The sequence below is a fragment of the Escherichia sp. E13S3 genome (assembly GCF_004212325.1).
Lineage (GTDB): Bacteria > Pseudomonadota > Gammaproteobacteria > Enterobacterales > Enterobacteriaceae > Escherichia.
In genome coordinates this window covers 351088-367684 of record NZ_RHJR01000003.1, presented here as the reverse complement: position 1 = coordinate 367684, position 16597 = coordinate 351088, and the positions used below count along the sequence as shown (strand labels likewise).

The window sequence follows — 16597 nt, the reverse complement described above, 5'->3', positions numbered from 1 at the left end:
GGATAAGGCGTTCACGCCGCATCCGACAATAACAACTTTGCCTGATGCGACGCTGCCACGTCTTATCTGGCCTACGAGTTCGGGCTGTGTAGGTCGGATAAGGCGTCACGCCGCATCCGACAATAACAGCATTGCCTGATGCAATTACTCTTCGCCGTTAAACCCGGCGCGATTCAACAGGAACTGTGCCAGCAACGCCACCGGACGACCGGTTGCGCCTTTTGCTTTACCAGAACGCCAGGCGGTTCCTGCAATATCCAGGTGCGCCCAGTTGTACTTGCGGGTAAAGCGCGACAGGAAGCAACCTGCGGTAATTGCCCCACCAGGACGACCGCCAATGTTCGCCATATCGGCAAAATTGGACTCCAGCTGTTCCTGATACTCGTCACCCAGCGGTAAACGCCATGCGCGGTCACCGGATTGTTCAGACGCGGCAATCAGTTCATGGGCCAGCGGATTGTGGTTCGCCATCAGACCAGTAATATGATGACCCAGCGCGATCACGCAGGCACCGGTCAGCGTCGCCACGTCAATCACCGCTTCCGGCTCAAAACGCTCAACGTAAGTTAACACGTCGCACAGTACCAGGCGGCCTTCGGCGTCGGTATTCAGCACTTCTACGGTTTGACCGGACATGGTGGTTAACACATCGCCCGGACGATAGGCACGTCCGCCAGGCATGTTTTCGCAGCCTGCCAGCACGCCGATAACGTTAATCGGCAGTTGCAGTTCCGCGACCATCCGCATCACGCCGTAAACCGCTGCCGCGCCGCACATATCGTACTTCATCTCATCCATGCCTTCGGAAGGCTTGATGGAGATACCGCCGGAGTCGAAGGTTAAACCTTTACCCACCAGCACGATTGGGCGTGCATCTTCCGACGCGTTGCCTTTGTACTCAATCACCGACATCAGCGATTCGTTTTGCGAACCCTGACCGACCGCCAGATAGGAATGCATCCCCAGCTCTTTCATCTGCTGTTCGCCGATAACGCGGGTGATAACATTCTTGCTGTAGCTGTCAGCCAGCTGGCGCGCTTGTGAAGCGAGGTAAGCGGCGTTACAGATATTCGGCGGCATATTGCCGAGATCTTTCGCGGCTTTAATCCCGGCGGCAATCGCCAGACCGTGCTGGATCGCGCGCTCACCGCTGGTCAGTTCACGGCGGGTCGGCACGTTGAACACCATTTTACGCAGCGGACGACGCGGTTCGCTCTTGTTCGTTTTCAGCTGATCGAAACTGTAGAGCGTCTCTTTTGCCGTCTCGACAGCCTGGCGCACTTTCCAGTAGTTGTTACGGCCTTTAACGTGCAGCTCGGTCAGGAAGCAGACCGCTTCCATCGAGCCAGTATCATTCAGCGTATTAATGGTTTTCTGAATAACCTGTTTGTACTGGCGCTCATCCAGCTCACGTTCTTTACCGCAACCAATAAGAAGGATGCGCTCAGAAAGCACGTTAGGCACATGGTGCAGCAACAGTGTCTGCCCCGGTTTTCCTTCCAGTTCGCCCCGGCGCAGCAGGGCGCTGATGTACCCATCGCTGATTTTATCGAGCTGTTCTGCAATCGGAGAAAGGCGACGTGGTTCGAAGACGCCCACGACGATGCAGGCACTCCGCTGTTTCTCCGGGCTACCGCTTTTTACACTAAACTCCATGCACTACGCTCCTGAATCTTAAAGACAACAGCGGTGGCTACAGATAGAATTGCAAGCTTTCGTAACTCATGTCCGCTGTTGCGATGACTTCGTGTTAATCTTAACGTTATTACGGCATTGGCACGTCAGAACAAAATCTGAGAGGTGAATCCGTTGAGTATAATTATCTTAGCGACGATTTCGACGACTCAAGAGAATAAATGACGTTTAAGCCATGAAACAAGCTAAAATCCTGCAAAAGACGAGTTTTTACGGGCGTATTTAAAGTGATAATCATAAGATATCTGGTGCGGGAGACGCTCAAAAGCCAGCTGGCGATACTCTTCATCTTGCTTTTGATCTTCTTCTGTCAAAAGTTAGTGAGGATCCTCGGCGCAGCGGTTGACGGCGATATTCCGGCGAATCTGGTGCTCTCCCTGTTGGGGCTGGGCGTGCCGGAAATGGCGCAGCTTATCCTGCCATTAAGCCTGTTCCTCGGGCTGCTGATGACGCTGGGCAAACTGTATACCGAAAGTGAAATTACGGTAATGCATGCCTGCGGCCTGAGCAAAGCGGTGCTGGTGAAAGCGGCGATGGTTCTTGCGGTGTTCACGGCGATTGTCGCGGCGGTTAACGTTATGTGGGCGGGGCCGTGGTCATCGCGCCATCAGGATGAAGTGCTGGCAGAAGCGAAAGCTAACCCAGGCATGGCGGCGCTGGCGCAAGGGCAATTCCAGCAAGCGACTAATGGCAGCTCAGTGCTGTTCATCGAAAGCGTTGACGGCAGCGATTTCAAAGATGTATTCCTCGCGCAAATTCGACCAAAAGGTAACGCGCGTCCTTCTGTGGTGGTGGCCGATTCCGGACATTTAACGCAACTGCGCGACGGATCCCAGGTCGTCAGCCTCAACCAGGGAACGCGCTTCGAAGGCACTGCACTGTTACGTGATTTCCGCATTACGGACTTCCAGGATTATCAGGCGATCATTGGTCACCAGGCGGTGGCGCTCGACCCGAACGATACCGACCAGATGGACATGCGCACATTGTGGAACACCGACACCGATCGTGCCCGCGCAGAACTGAACTGGCGTATCACGCTGGTATTCACCGTGTTTATGATGGCGCTCATGGTTGTGCCTCTGAGCGTGGTTAACCCGCGTCAGGGACGTGTCCTGTCGATGCTGCCAGCCATGCTGCTATATCTGCTTTTCTTCCTGATCCAGACCTCCCTTAAATCGAACGGCGGTAAAGGTAAGCTGGACCCGACGCTGTGGATGTGGACCGTTAACCTGATTTATCTGGCTTTGGCGATTGTTCTCAACCTTTGGGACACCGTGCCGGTCCGCCGCCTGCGCGCCAGTTTTTCGCGTAAAGGAGCGGTGTGATGCAACCTTTTGGTGTTCTTGACCGCTATATCGGTAAAACCATTTTCACCACCATCATGATGACGCTGTTCATGCTGGTGTCGCTTTCCGGCATTATCAAGTTTGTCGATCAGCTGAAAAAAGCCGGGCAGGGGAGTTACGACGCGGTAGGCGCGGGGATGTATACCCTGCTGAGCGTGCCGAAAGATGTGCAAATCTTCTTCCCGATGGCGGCCCTGCTGGGCGCGTTGCTCGGACTGGGGATGCTGGCACAGCGCAGCGAACTGGTGGTGATGCAGGCTTCTGGTTTTACCCGCATGCAAGTCGCGTTATCAGTAATGAAAACCGCCATTCCACTGGTTTTGCTGACGATGGCGATTGGCGAATGGGTCGCGCCGCAGGGCGAACAGATGGCGCGTAACTACCGCGCGCAGGCGATGTACGGTGGTTCGTTGCTCTCTACTCAACAAGGTTTATGGGCCAAAGATGGTGACAACTTTGTCTATATTGAGCGAGTAAAAGGTGACGAAGAGTTAGGTGGTATCAGTATTTATGCCTTTAACGAGAATCGTCGTCTGCAATCCGTTCGCTATGCCGCTTCCGCGAAGTTTGACCCTGAACATAAAGTCTGGCGTCTGTCGCAGGTTGATGAATCTGACCTGACCAATCCAAAACAGATAACCGGTTCGCAGACGGTGAGCGGCACCTGGAAAACCAACCTCACGCCGGACAAACTGGGCGTGGTAGCGCTGGATCCTGATGCGCTCTCCATCAGTGGTTTGCACAACTACGTGAAGTATCTGAAGTCGAGCGGTCAGGACGCCGGGCGCTACCAGCTTAATATGTGGAGCAAAATCTTCCAGCCGCTATCCGTGGCGGTAATGATGCTGATGGCGCTGTCATTTATCTTCGGTCCACTGCGCAGCGTGCCGATGGGCGTTCGTGTGGTCACCGGTATTAGCTTCGGTTTTGTGTTCTACGTACTGGACCAGATCTTCGGCCCGCTGACGTTGGTTTACGGCATCCCGCCGATTATCGGCGCACTGTTGCCAAGCGCCAGCTTCTTCTTAATCAGTCTGTGGCTGTTAATGAGAAAATCGTAACTTGATGAATGAATAAAGGGAGCTAAAGCTCCCTTTATTATTGTTAGCAAAGTGGCGTAGGCCTGATAAGCGTAGTGCATCAGGCAAAGGCAAGCTGGTGTGAGAGAACACAAACAGCGCCTGACTTACCTTTTTCTCCCCCCAAGCAAACTCCCCAGCACACCGCGTACAATCTGATTCGTCACCTGGCGGGCGGCGCTTTTCGCCATTGTTTGCACCACGCCATCTTTCTTCCCGCCGCGTGGTCCGGTAGTGCCAAACAAAATATCCTTCAACCCACCCAGAATACCGTCATCTTCACTTATCTCTTTCCCTTTGGCCGGAGGGGTATTTTGCTGCTCGGTGCTTGCCTGTACGCCTTTTTGCAACATCTCATAGGCGGATTCCCGGTCCACGTCATCTTCATACTTGCCATACACCGGGGAGTGATTAATCAAGCCATTACGCTCATCTTCTGTCACTGGCCCCATCCGTGAACAAGGCGCGATCACCATCGCACGCTCTACCACAGAAGGGCTTCCTTTCGCATCCAGAAAAGAGATCAACGCTTCGCCGGTTCCTAGTTCCTGAATCGCCTTTTCCGTATCAAATGCAGGGTTGGGGCGCATGGTTTGCGCTGCCGTCTTCACTGCTTTCTGGTCTTTCGGTGTAAAGGCGCGCAGAGCGTGCTGAACGCGATTTCCCAACTGCCCAAGCACGTTGTCCGGAATATCAGAAGGGTTTTGCGAAACAAACCAGACGCCCACGCCTTTTGAACGGATAAGCCTTATTACCTGTTCAATCTTATCCAGCAGCACCTGAGGCGCATCGTTAAACAACAGATGCGCTTCGTCGAAGAAAAACACCAGTTTCGGTTTATCCAGATCGCCTGCTTCCGGCAATTGTTCATACAACTCTGAAAGCATCCACAACAGGCTGGCGGCGTACAGTTTAGGCATCTGGTAGAGTTTTTCGGCGCTAAGGATATTGATAACACCCTTACCGTTGGCATCAGTACGCATCCAGTCTTTGATATCCAGCATCGGCTCACCAAAGAAATGCGTTGCCCCTTGCTGTTCCAGCGTCAGTAATCCGCGCTGGATGGCACCAACCGATGCGCTACTGATATTACCGTACTGATTCTGGAATGATTTGGCGTTATCACCGATGTATTGGGTAATCGCCCGCAAATCTTTAAAGTCGAGAAGCAACAATCCCTGATCGTCAGCAATACGGAAAATGATATTCAGGACGCCAGATTGCACATCGTTGAGATTCAACAAACGCGCCAGCAACAACGGCCCGAGATCCGATACCGTTGCCCGCACTGGATGACCTTTCTCACCAAAAATATCCCATACCACCACTGGATTCGCATGTGGTTGCCAGTCGTTGACGCCGATATTTTTCAACCGAGCGAGCAGTTTTTCCGAGGTAGTACCTTCTGCCGCAACCCCGGTCAAATCACCTTTTACATCGGCCATAAACACCGGAACGCCGATTTCTGACAGAGATTCCGCCAGTTTTTGCAGCGTGACAGTTTTACCTGTCCCCGTTGCGCCAGTAATCAGTCCGTGACGGTTAGCCATAGCGGGTAGTAAAAACAGTTCTGTGTCCGGCGTGCGGGCAATTAAACGTGATTCGCTCATGAGATTTCCTCCAGTTCCCTGTCTGGAGTATAGGCACGGTTAAAAAGTTTTCACCACTAAATTCAGCCGATTGCGAGATATCTTAAAGTCCTGGCAGAAGCGACCCAACAAAGCCTCCGCAATTCATAATTGTAGGCACTGCACCTTGCCAGAAGTTGATCTGATTATCGCGAATACAGGCGCCGCAGTGACCACTGCTGCGTGGCGCTACCCTGGGCAACCACGCGGCGAATCACCTTATGTTCGGCAATTAGCGGATATTGCGACAATCCCTATTCGTTATTGATTATCGACATGCTTTTGTCGTTCTCTGGTGTTGCCCGGGAAGTGTAGAGCATGGTAGGGCGGGGCCTGGAGTGTGACAAAGGTTACATATCGCTGAAGACAACGCTGAAATTTTCAGCACTTAGCGAGGATGGCACAAGCTGGCGCTTGCATGGTGGCGCGTGACAGGTATAATTCACAACGTTTTCCGCATACCTCTTCAGTGCCGAAGTGGCGAAATCGGTAGACGCAGTTGATTCAAAATCAACCGTAGAAATACGTGCCGGTTCGAGTCCGGCCTTCGGCACCAAAAGTATGTAAATAGACCTCAACTGAGGTCTTTTTTTATGCCTGAAATCCGCGCCACGCAAATCTTTTCCGCTGTTTTTTTCAACTAACGTCAACTTGGTTCAATCCATATTAATTCCTTTAAGAATACCGAACCAAGTATGTTTGCGCTTATCTATTAAGGATTCGGCTCTTTCAGAAAATCTAATCCATCCTCCAGGCACAATATTTATTGCGATCGTGCTCGCATCGTGGACAATGTTTAATCATAAGTAATATTTACATCAATGAAATCAATGATTTCTATTATGTCACGGAATGGAAAATGGACAGCAATACATTGGGATTCACTTCATACTGGCGCAACTCCTTAGCTGACGCCGAATCTGGTAAAGGAACGTTTTCACGTAAAGATACAGATTCATTCATTCGATGGATAAATATCACCGCAGGGCAGTTGGATGACGAGACTATTCGGGCATTTTTTGACGGTGAAGGGGAGTCGGTAAAAACCGTTGAAGTCGTGTTACGGCCCCAAGTGTGGAACCGCATAGTAAAGCATGGCAAAGAGCAAATGGCAGGTGCACCCGCAATTATCACGCCACTGGTTACCTCCGCTCTTCTGAATAGGGAAGGTTTTTTGTTTCCTGCCGCTTCAGCCACTATTCCCCGCGATCTGCTTGAACCTCTCCCTTCCGGTCATTTTTCTATTGGTGAGTTGGCGCAATATGACAAATACAAAACCACGCATAACACAGCCACCATTAATGAAGATGAACCAGAACATTACGAAGAAACTGACGAAGAGAAAGCGGAACGCCATGCCAGGTATCTTCAGCATTGGCAAAATTATCTTCAACAGTCAGATAACCTTTTAAGAAACGTCGCGGGAAATTGGGTCGCTACATCTGAGCCATACGAACGGGCTGGATATGGTTATATTGTTAAAGCTAGCCAGCATGTAGGGGCCAGCGTTCATATCCTGCCTATGTATGACCATCTTCTGATGAGCCAGGTTAAGGTTCCGCTATTAACGCGTTTTGCCTCAAACGAAGTGGCTCCAGTGGAGCCACTTCTCGCTAAGAATGCGATGTTCTGCGAACGTCTGGGGCATTCCGGCGATAAGTTTCCGCTGGCAGTGGCGCAGCGCGATGCCCTGAGCCATTATCTGACTCAACAGCAGGGTGATATGCTCGCTGTCAACGGTCCTCCGGGAACGGGTAAAACTACGCTGGTGCTTTCTATTATTGCCACCGAGTGGACAAGAGCCGCACTTAATCAAACTGAACCTCCTGTAATTATTGCCACATCGACTAACAATCAGGCCGTCACCAATATTATTGAAGCCTTTGGAAAAGATTTCTCTACTGGTTTTGGCGTAATGTCTGGGCGTTGGTTGCCGGAGGTAATAAGCTATGGCGCTTATTTTCCGTCTAAAAGCCGTCAGGTTGAGGCAGCGAAGAAATACCAGACTGAAGATTTTTTTAACCGCGTTGAATCCCTGGAATATCTGGAAAAAGCCTGGGCCTTTTACCTTGAAAAAGCGGAGGCGGCGTTTGGAGCTGGAGAGTGCAATTCGCCAGAGCATGTAGTGACGCTTTTGCATGAACGTTTAACTTCACAGTTTATGCAACTTCAGCAAATCGAACCCGCATGGCGCAGACTCAATGATATCCGCCATGAACAGCGAGTCATCAGTGAGAATCTCGACCAGTATCTTCAGGACAAAAACACACTTCTTCTCAATATTGGCAATGAAATTTCACTTTTAGCCAGAGGTAAAAAGCAGTGGCAGCAATACCGTGCCGATGAGTCGCTTATGTATGCATTTTTGTCATGGCTCCCTGCTGTTCGTGCTAAACGCCATTACCAGATTAACCTCTTCCTGGACTCTACGTTCGGCGCAAGAATGACAGCGTTCCAGGGAAATTGTCCCGAAGATATTGATAAATTTATCGATAGTTTGATCGCTAAAGCGCAACAAGAGCAGGCGGCGTGCCAACAGAATATCAACTTTGCGCAGGACATAGCCCGAAGCGAAATGGAAGCAGCAAAACAATGGCGCGGGTTGACTTATGCTCTGGGCTACAGGGGAGACGATGAGCTGAACCTCGCCGGAGCGGACGAGCTTGCCGATACTCAGATTCGTTTTCCAGCGTTCTTGTTAGCGACTCATTATTGGGAAGGTCGCTGGCTGATGGATATGGCGGCAATTGATAACCTGCAAAAAGAAAAAGGAATTACCGGGACAACTATCGCCGAGGCTCGTTGGCTAAGAAGAATGAAACTTACTCCTTGTGTGGTAATGACCTGCTACATGCTGCCTTACCATATGAACAGGAGAAAATCTTTTGGTGGGGACAGAACATCGGATAATAATTATTTATATAACTTTGCCGATTTACTGATTGTCGATGAAGCAGGGCAGGTACTCCCGGAGGTTGCTGCGGCCTCTTTTGCATTGGCGAAGAAAGCACTGGTGATTGGCGATACGGAGCAAATAGCTCCAATCTGGAATTGTCTACCCGTTACTGATATGGGCAATATGCTTGAGGAGAATATTCTTTCTGGTGGCACTCAGGAAGAGTTAATAAATACATATTCCCATGTATGTGGGTCTGGAAAAAGTGCAGCATCTGGTAGCGTAATGCAGGTTGCCCAGTTCAACTCCCGCTACCAGTATGATCTCAAGTTCGAGCGCGGAATGTATCTGTATGAGCATCGTCGCTGTTTCAATAACATCATCGGCTACTGTAACTCACTTTGCTATCACGGTAAGTTGCAGCCTAAAAGAGGGATGGAAAAAGGGACGATTTTTCCCGCAATGGGATATCTGCATATTGATGGCCGAGGCATGAAGCCAAATGGGGGGAGCCGTTATAACCCTCTTGAAGCTGAAACAATAGCAGCATGGCTGGCGACACATAAGGATGATATAGAGCGCCATTACGGGGAACCTCTGTACAAAGTTGTTGGTGTTGTGACGCCATTTTCGGCGCAGGTTAATGCCATCAAAACGTCATTGCGTAAGCTGGAGATTAATGACAAAGACGAAGAGGGCTCACTGACAGTGGGGACTGTGCACTCCTTGCAGGGTGCGGAAAGGGCGATTGTTCTCTTTTCCCCAGTCTACTCAAAACATGAAGATGGCAGGTTTCTTGATAGCAACAGCAGTATCCTCAATGTTGCTGTCTCACGCGCTAAGGATAGTTTTCTGGTCTTTGGCGATATGGACCTTATTGAGATGCAGCCCGCATCTTCGCCGCGAGGGTTATTGGCAAAATTTCTGTTTGCTTCAGATAATAATGCGTTGCAATTTGAGTTTCAGAAACGACAGGATTTAATTTCCGCACGGACACAAATTTCAACGTTGCATGGTGTGGAGCAGCATGATGAATTCTTGAATAATGCTCTGGCCGCAGCTCAACAGAAGATCACGATTATTTCCCCCTGGTTATCCTGGCAAAAAGTGGAGCAAACGGGGTTTCTGACGTCAATGGCTCTGGCCCGCTCCCGAGGTATTGATATTACCGTGGTAACGGATAAAAACTGCAATATTGCGCATATCGATGATGATAAGCGCCAGGAGAAACTGCATCTTCTAAATGATGCAGTCGAAAAGCTCAATAATATGGGCATTGCTACAAAATTGGTGAATCGCGTTCACAGCAAAATTGTGATTAGAGATGAGGAGTTGCTGTGCGTTGGATCTTTTAACTGGTTCAGTGCTGCGCGAGAAGATAAATATCAACGATACGATACGTCTTTGGTGTACCGTGGCGAAGGCGTAAAAAATGAAATAAAGGCGATATATAGCAGTCTGGATCAACGTCAGCTATAAGTGTGATGAACAGTTCACAACACAGGAGTGGTAAGGGATATATTTTAACAATGTGAAAGCGACTTTCAGATTTATTGCGAGTCGCCTTCCTGATTTTCAATCTTATTGTTTACTAATCATTCTCCTTTGCGTAATGCGTCTGGCATTAACGGCAGGGGCTTTTAGGAATGAAAGCGAATGCAAGTAATAACGGAAATCTAAACCGATCATAACGGTCTAATTTCTTCGCCCCGTATTAAGCATATCATGGCTGTTCATGATGCCGAATTGAATCAGATAGCGACGTTAAATCAGCAAAATAAGTATTACCTCACCCCCTAAAAACCTCTTTCCGATGCCACTCCACAAACCCCTCATAAGGGTAATTTTTACGCACCTGCGGCAACGCAATAGTTTTCCCGTCAAAATCCCAGAATAGTTTCTCAACGATCCCTCCGCCATTTACCGCATTCGATACCAGTACCCGCATATTTTCATCAAGGCCAATCGATCCTTTATCAAAGGCTTTATGGTGAATTGCGCAAAGCGCCAGGCCATTAGGGATTTCACAAGGACCGCCGTGCTGTTTCCATTTTATATGCGCTGCTTCCAGCGCGACGGTGGTGTCATCGTGGCGCATATTAAAGCCACATATCGCGCACTGGTAGTTATAAGCACGTAATACATTTTTGCGAAATAACGGGTCGCGCTGTTTACGGATTTGCTGGAGATCAAAACCCAGCTCGTCAGCGATTTCTTCCTGAATACTCTCGGTGAAGTGCGCTTCGAGTATCTGTTGTGCCAGAGTGTTGATGAGTTTTTTATTGCCGGTTACCAGGGCGTAATGCTGTTCATCGAAACCGCCTGCAACGTGGTATTCGGTCAGTTCCTTCACTGGCGGTTGTCGGCTGCTCCCTGCTGTTGAGCAAAGCCCGGCATTGTGTAATTGCCAGAATCCGTCGCCTTGTAATCGCCAGAACGGCATATCAGGTCGGTACTGTGAACGCTGTGGCCCAAAACGTTCCAGTAAACTGTGCAGAGGTTCGTAGATTTCCGAGCCATAATCGAAAAGGCGCGGATGTCCATTCAGGTATCCCGCTAATACGTATAGCAATAACAACGGCTTATGCGGTGCGCGCTGTTCACCCTTGTGCCAGATTTTTATGTTGGCAATTGCCTGCTGTAGCGATTTACTGGAAGCCATTGATATCCCTGGCAGTGAAATAATTGCGATCATGCTCGCAAATTTTCTGCTGTTCAAGCCTGCAAGCGAAGATATATTACCTTGATCTCATTTGTTTTTTTATTTCCTGTGTGCCCTAATTGTCATGCGATGCTGCACCGACGCAAACCACCGTTTACGCCGGAGGAGTTAAAAGCGTTGATGGATGCAAATAAATCAAATTAATGAACGCTCATCTTTCGCGCCAAAACTGCAAAATAGCGTCAACAAATTTGTCTACAATCATCCCCCGACTGAAATGACGGCTTCGTAGCGCCGTCGTCTTGTTCTCAGGAATTCGGTACGCTGAACCGTTATATCCCTTGCTCAAATTATTTGGATTTTCATCAGGCGCGTTTGTCAGTTCTCTTTTAAAGTGATATGGCGGGCGCAGGATGTATCTGCGCAAACCGCGCCAGTTATTTTATTCCGGGATGAACAACATCTTTATTTTCAGGCAATGGAAACCCTGAAAAGTTAGTTTTGCACAGTAACTTTATTATCTTTCACTGAGAGCAACACTGAATCCGCCACCGCTTTACCACCCGCAGTTTCACCGCCAATAATCAATAGACTATTATTCCAGGGCAATGATACTCCGTAGGCCCGACCTTGCGTCAGTTCGCCAGATTTCTCCCATTTCCCGTTATGCCACAGATAAATATCAGCGCTATATGATTTTTTCAGGCCTTCATGCGCATAGTTCTTACCGTTCTGGTAATTTGCCCGCGAGCCTTTAAATCCGGCACCTCCGGCAAATATAAGAAAATCATTGCTTATCCCCGCAAAACCGCCAGCGACGCCATCTGATGATGAGACGGGAGGAAGCTTATTCCATTTTACGTTATTGCCGGTAAGATCAAGTTCAAATACGGCATCTGTCCGCAGTCCAGGCTTTATTTCACCATTAATAAGCCAGGTTTTATCACCTTTATTCACAACCGTCGCACCAGCCGTACCGTACCAGGGCGATTCGCTAGCGTAACTCCATTGCTGTGTTGAGGGATCAAAAGACAACAAAAACTTATTGAAGAAATAATCTTCTGCTTTTTTGTCAAAATAGTGGGCGTTGATTTTATCTATAGTTGCTGAATCTTTTCCAGCCTCGTTGAGATCTTCAAAATAGCCATTGAAGATATTTTGGTTAACACCGCCAGTAACATAAGCTTTGCCGTTGTGAACAAAAGTCACATGACCCGCCATGCCCATCGGTGCGTGTGACATCAATTTAATCCAGGTATTAGTTGCTGGGCTATATTTGTACACATCGTTGAACACCCTGGTTAAACCTTGTTGGTTTTTGCCAACACCGCCAAATACATACAAATCACCATCAATAAATGCGGACGTTGCTTGATCTCTTGCGCCACCGGGGAATTCAACCAGAGCTGTCCATTTTTTATCTTTGGCTTGCGTATCCAGCTTGTACCATGCCGTACCAGCGCTACCTAAACCAATGTAGACAGTGTCGTTATCAATTGCACCAGTACCACTTTTAAATGGTACTGGAATTTCCGGCAATACAGACGCGTTTGCGGCAAATGATGCCATCATGATAGCAAGCGCCGTTATTGTTTTATTCATTGTGACTGTCTCCTGTCTACCAAGCTTTAACCTTCACCCGTATGAGGGAAGTTTTAAGTATGAGGCTAACCATAGCATATGCCTTTATACCTATTACACCATAAAAACCAGACAAGTTATGCCATAAACTACTTTTGTAATTTGAGTCACAAATCAGGAAAATTTTATTTATCCTCCGCGAAAGTCTTAACTTTCACGGAGTGTTAGAATTTACAAAGTTGCTGGCGTAAAGGCTCCGGTTTGTATTTCTTTAACCAGCTCACCCACGGTATATATTCTCCATCCTTCGACTTCGGCGGGAGTAAGGTTAACTGCAATTTTAAGGCCTGGCCATGCTGCTTCTACGGTTGCAATAATTTCATGTTCTGAGTTTTGAAGATCTAACCCAGGAACAGGAGGTTGAAAGCCTTTATGTTGCATCATATTAATATCACCATGCACTGACGGATCAGTCAGGTCATATATTTCATTCCAGGATTCTGCTTTTAATAAACCTTGTTGGGAACGTAAACGTTGAATGGTAGCCATCTCAGCTTGGGTAACGAATATACCTTCGTGGAGGGGCTGTTTACGATGGCAATCCTTACACAGGACAAGCAGATTTTCATGGTGATTATCATATTTGATGCCATTTTTATGATGGACATGGCACAAGTTTTTGGCGGTTGATAAATTGACACCACAATCATTACAGGTATACTTGGCCTTTTCTCGTATTGATTTAGATATATCTTTCCAGTTTTCGACATACCCACTATTTGTTTTGTCATAGATACCCTTAGGCATATGACGAAAACAGGTACTATAATCTGAAAAAAACTCATTTAATGAGAATGATTTAAAAATCTCTCTTTTTCGTTGTTTATCAATACTTCCTTTATAATTAAGTCGTTCGAGGCAATTCATACATACCCGTAAATCAACATCCTGGCTCCGACCTGAGCCATCATCAATTTCGAATAAACCATCTATGCGGTTAGTTGCATGATACCTTTCAAATCGATTTTTATGGCGCATTTCATCAAGAGTTCTGCACCAGGCAATATGAAAACGTTTTCCTTTTTCGCCATCTACGATAGCCGCATCATAACGCCCTGAATGGTCCCGAATATATAAAAGAACCTGGCGGCCATGATAAGAGATAAGCCCGCTACCAGGGTCAAGATCTTCGATACTAACTTCTTTACCCGTGGATAACTCAATATCTATAGGATCAAAGTCAATAGGGGATTCATCCAGAAAAAAATCGACTCCTTCTGGTAACATTTTCTTCCCTAATTGAATAAGTTCTGAAATGTCGATAGATAATTTCATCTCTTACTCCTGAATAATCTTTCTAATCTGCAACTCAGCATTTGTTACAACTTTGAAGGTGACACGACGAGAGCGATTAGGATCCTCCTTGCCGGTTTTATCAAGAATGGGATGTGCAGATGAATAACCTACTGCGGCAAATTTATTTTTAACCCATTGTTGGTGTGTCGCGATATTTTTTATATCATAAACGTATTGTAATACTGCTCGTGTACGACCTTGTGATAGTGCCATATTATTAAAATAAGCAATATCAGGATTCGTTGTTCCTGTCCAGTCAGTACTTGTGTGACCTTCAATGCGGACTTCAGTAATATGTTCCTGATAATTATCAAGAACTTTTAGGTAGCGAGGAAAGAAGTCGTCAAGAATGAGTTTAAACTTTGGTTTAAGCTCTGTGCTTCCTAAGCCAAATAAAACATCCGGTGATTTAAATCGAACCTCCAGAGTCTGTTTATCGATCTCTGCATCCCAGTCTTGTAAATCCTTTGCAAACTCAATATCCAGAGCATTATAAAGCTGTAACTGAGCATTCTCGTAGGCTACGGCAACTTCTTTAATTTTTTCTTTTTCAATACGTACGTAGTGCATATAAGCAATAGATATGAACATGAAAACCATCATCAGCCCTGCCATTAAGTCTGACATGGATACCCAGTGTTCATTATCTTGATCTTTTTTAGGTAATTGTTTCCCTATAATCTTATCCATGATCGATTACCCGCGATGTTTATTAGCAGAAATTAATGCTTGTAACTGCCCCATAACTATTTGGTAATCTTTAATAAGTTTTTCATAGTTACCGACAAAACCATTGCTGATTGAAAGCAGAGCATTACCTAATGATTGCATTTCACGGTTCATTTCACGTTCAGTTGCTTGCTCAAAAGCATGTAACTGCTCGTTGATGGATAGAGCAAATTTTTCAATTGATTCTCTGACTTGAGACGTCAGCCCTGCACTTGCCTTATCAAATGATGTCTGGATTGAATCAAACATATTATCGGCATTACTGGATAGTTGATGGTTAATCTTTTCACCAGTCTTACTGAACATATCAATCACATTCGTCGTATTTTGTTCCATATTTCTATGCAATTCTTTCGAGTGCGACTCTAGTGATTTCAGGAATTCTTCACCACTTTGTTTCATTTCAGTAATTGTTTCACCTAACGTGCTGGTTAGGGTTTCGGAGGAATTGCTGACATCATGAGCCATCGAGGCAAATGCTTGTTGTGTTTGGGTAACCGATTGTCTGAATCCTTCGGTACCTTCATCCAGGGCCACGCGCATTGAATCTGCATTAAGAAGTATTTGCTGGCTGGTTTGCTCAAGAGATGCACTAACATTTGCAGCTCCAGATTTCAGCAGTTCACCCACTTCAGCCATTTTGTTTTGTATTTCAGGTAATACGGTTGTAGCTTTATCGCGGATGGCGACAAAGGTTTCTAAATGGCGGGAGAGTTCGCTGATTTGATGTTGGTTCACCTGAAGCACTTCACGCAGTTCAGACATAGCCAGAGGAATTTCTTTACATTCTTCCCAAATCCCGGCAACCGCAGTTTTTGTTTCAACCAGGGACTCGACACTTTGTTGATATTGTTCTGACATCTGCTCAACTTGCGTTTTATAATTTTCCTGCCACTCAACAAGTTTTTTTACAGAGGTATCAAGTGCTTTAAAATTTTCACCAAACTGTTCAGTTAAATTTTCATTAAAATCAATAATAACTTGTCGCAAAGCATCAATAATTTGTTCTGTAGCACCTTTTGCCATTAGATCTGCAAATTTTTCCAGTTGTTCCCAAAGCTTATTACTGAAATGAGTGTGATTAGTTAATTGTGCTTGCGAGGAATCGCTAATCTCAGTACGTAGTAATTTTATTTGAGCAATAAGAGAACCTTCACTATCACCGTTAATACCCGAGACTAATTTAGTCAGAGTCTGATTCTGCTCTTTTAATTCATGATAGATATGTTCAGGTGTAACAGATTCAGGGTTATTTTCTGCTAACGCACTTCGTTTATTTGCAAAAAAGAAAGCATCCATTCCATTAAATAAAATGGCAAAAAACATACCTACAATGCTTGTAATGAACGCTGTTTTTAGACCACCTAATAATACGGGAATGCTGGTATCAATACTTTCGGTATTAAAATTGAGTAACCCAATGATAATACCAATGAAAGTACCCAGAATACCTAATGCTCCCATTAAGGTTGGAGCATATTCTCTAAACTTACTATGTATATTTTTTTTGTCACACCACCACGCTGATAAAAATACGAATATAACAGCCCAGATGAAAATATTGGTGATCAGTGTAGAGTCTATCGATTGAAACAACTGCTCAAAAAGCTGCGCTAACATTT

Annotated in this window: 11 protein-coding genes, 1 tRNA gene and 3 pseudogenes; 6 read left to right on the top strand and 9 right to left on the bottom strand. The window is 46.6% G+C overall.

From position 1 onward, the window contains the following. Positions 1-144: 144 nt before the first annotated feature. Complete coding sequence (pepA, locus tag D9597_RS04575; RefSeq protein WP_000397144.1) at positions 145-1656, bottom strand: leucyl aminopeptidase; 1512 nt, start codon at positions 1654-1656, stop codon at positions 145-147. A gap of 153 nt (positions 1657-1809) precedes the next feature. On the opposite strand from pepA, the gene ytgA reads away from it, so the two are divergent. The 3 genes from ytgA (at position 1810) to lptG (ending at position 4105) form a co-directional block, all read left to right on the top strand. After that, a complete protein-coding gene (gene ytgA / locus D9597_RS23275; RefSeq protein WP_211180521.1) occupies positions 1810-1860 on the top strand; it encodes a protein YtgA in 51 nt (16 codons plus the stop codon). Between the two features lie 62 nt (positions 1861-1922). After that, positions 1923-3023 (top strand): LPS export ABC transporter permease LptF, encoded by a 1101-nt coding sequence (gene lptF / locus D9597_RS04570; RefSeq protein WP_105290081.1) that lies wholly within the window; start codon positions 1923-1925, stop codon positions 3021-3023. Next, positions 3023-4105 (top strand): LPS export ABC transporter permease LptG, encoded by a 1083-nt coding sequence (gene lptG, locus D9597_RS04565; RefSeq protein WP_105290080.1) that lies wholly within the window; start codon positions 3023-3025, stop codon positions 4103-4105. Before lptF ends, lptG begins: the two co-directional genes overlap by 1 nt. Before the next feature lie 125 nt (positions 4106-4230). Here the strand turns inward: lptG and D9597_RS04560 are convergent, their stop codons facing one another. Continuing rightward, positions 4231-5733: a helicase HerA-like C-terminal domain-containing protein gene (locus tag D9597_RS04560; RefSeq protein WP_130216641.1), complete on the bottom strand. Its 1503-nt coding sequence runs from the start codon at positions 5731-5733 to the stop codon at positions 4231-4233. A 109-nt stretch (positions 5734-5842) separates the two neighbouring features. After that, a pseudogene (locus tag D9597_RS04555) lies at positions 5843-6029 on the bottom strand (alcohol dehydrogenase); the annotation flags it as partial. 193 nt (positions 6030-6222) lie between these two features. Here D9597_RS04555 and D9597_RS04550 point away from each other — a divergent pair. Beyond that, positions 6223-6307, top strand: a tRNA-Leu gene (locus D9597_RS04550). 303 nt (positions 6308-6610) lie between these two features. Continuing rightward, positions 6611-10126: a helicase YjhR gene (yjhR, locus tag D9597_RS04545; RefSeq protein ID WP_130221735.1), complete on the top strand. Its 3516-nt coding sequence runs from the start codon at positions 6611-6613 to the stop codon at positions 10124-10126. Between the two features lie 310 nt (positions 10127-10436). Here the strand turns inward: yjhR and D9597_RS04540 are convergent, their stop codons facing one another. Then, on the bottom strand, positions 10437-11309 hold the full coding sequence (locus D9597_RS04540) for a phosphorothioated DNA-binding restriction endonuclease (protein WP_130221734.1): 873 nt from the start codon (positions 11307-11309) through the stop codon (positions 10437-10439). A 99-nt stretch (positions 11310-11408) separates the two neighbouring features. Here D9597_RS04540 and D9597_RS04535 point away from each other — a divergent pair. Continuing rightward, positions 11409-11513, top strand: a pseudogene (locus D9597_RS04535) (HNH endonuclease); the annotation flags it as partial. A gap of 7 nt (positions 11514-11520) precedes the next feature. Here D9597_RS04535 and D9597_RS04530 read toward each other — a convergent pair. The 5 genes and pseudogenes from D9597_RS04530 to zorA2 form a co-directional block, all read right to left on the bottom strand. After that, positions 11521-11700, bottom strand: a pseudogene (locus D9597_RS04530) (sialate O-acetylesterase); the annotation flags it as partial. Positions 11701-11804: 104 nt separating this feature from the next. Next, a complete protein-coding gene (locus D9597_RS04525) occupies positions 11805-12911 on the bottom strand; it encodes an N-acetylneuraminate epimerase (protein ID WP_130221733.1) in 1107 nt (368 codons plus the stop codon). 210 nt (positions 12912-13121) lie between these two features. After that, positions 13122-14225 carry a type II Zorya anti-phage system protein ZorE gene (gene zorE / locus D9597_RS04520; RefSeq protein ID WP_130216631.1) on the bottom strand — a complete coding sequence of 368 codons (1104 nt, stop codon included), beginning with the start codon at positions 14223-14225 and terminating at the stop codon, positions 13122-13124. Between the two features lie 3 nt (positions 14226-14228). Next, a complete protein-coding gene (zorB2, locus tag D9597_RS04515; protein WP_130216629.1) occupies positions 14229-14936 on the bottom strand; it encodes a type II Zorya anti-phage system protein ZorB2 in 708 nt (235 codons plus the stop codon). A 6-nt stretch (positions 14937-14942) separates the two neighbouring features. Beyond that, entirely contained in the window at positions 14943-16595 is a 1653-nt protein-coding gene (gene zorA2, locus D9597_RS04510; protein ID WP_130221732.1) for a type II Zorya anti-phage system protein ZorA2, read from the bottom strand. Positions 16596-16597: the final 2 nt, after the last annotated feature.

Excerpts from the sequence above, each read along its gene's own strand:
- pepA (WP_000397144.1), bottom strand. The coding sequence starts at position 1,656 with ATGGAGTTTAGTGTAAAAAGCGGTAGCCCGGAGAAACAGCGGAGTGCC.
- lptG (WP_105290080.1), top strand. The coding sequence starts at position 3,023 with ATGCAACCTTTTGGTGTTCTTGACCGCTATATCGGTAAAACCATTTTC.
- D9597_RS04560 (WP_130216641.1), bottom strand. The coding sequence starts at position 5,733 with ATGAGCGAATCACGTTTAATTGCCCGCACGCCGGACACAGAACTGTTT.
- yjhR (WP_130221735.1), top strand. The coding sequence starts at position 6,611 with ATGGACAGCAATACATTGGGATTCACTTCATACTGGCGCAACTCCTTA.
- D9597_RS04540 (WP_130221734.1), bottom strand. The coding sequence starts at position 11,309 with ATGGCTTCCAGTAAATCGCTACAGCAGGCAATTGCCAACATAAAAATC.
- D9597_RS04525 (WP_130221733.1), bottom strand. The coding sequence starts at position 12,911 with ATGAATAAAACAATAACGGCGCTTGCTATCATGATGGCATCATTTGCC.
- zorE (WP_130216631.1), bottom strand. The coding sequence starts at position 14,225 with ATGAAATTATCTATCGACATTTCAGAACTTATTCAATTAGGGAAGAAA.
- zorB2 (WP_130216629.1), bottom strand. The coding sequence starts at position 14,936 with ATGGATAAGATTATAGGGAAACAATTACCTAAAAAAGATCAAGATAAT.
- zorA2 (WP_130221732.1), bottom strand. The coding sequence starts at position 16,595 with ATGTTAGCGCAGCTTTTTGAGCAGTTGTTTCAATCGATAGACTCTACA.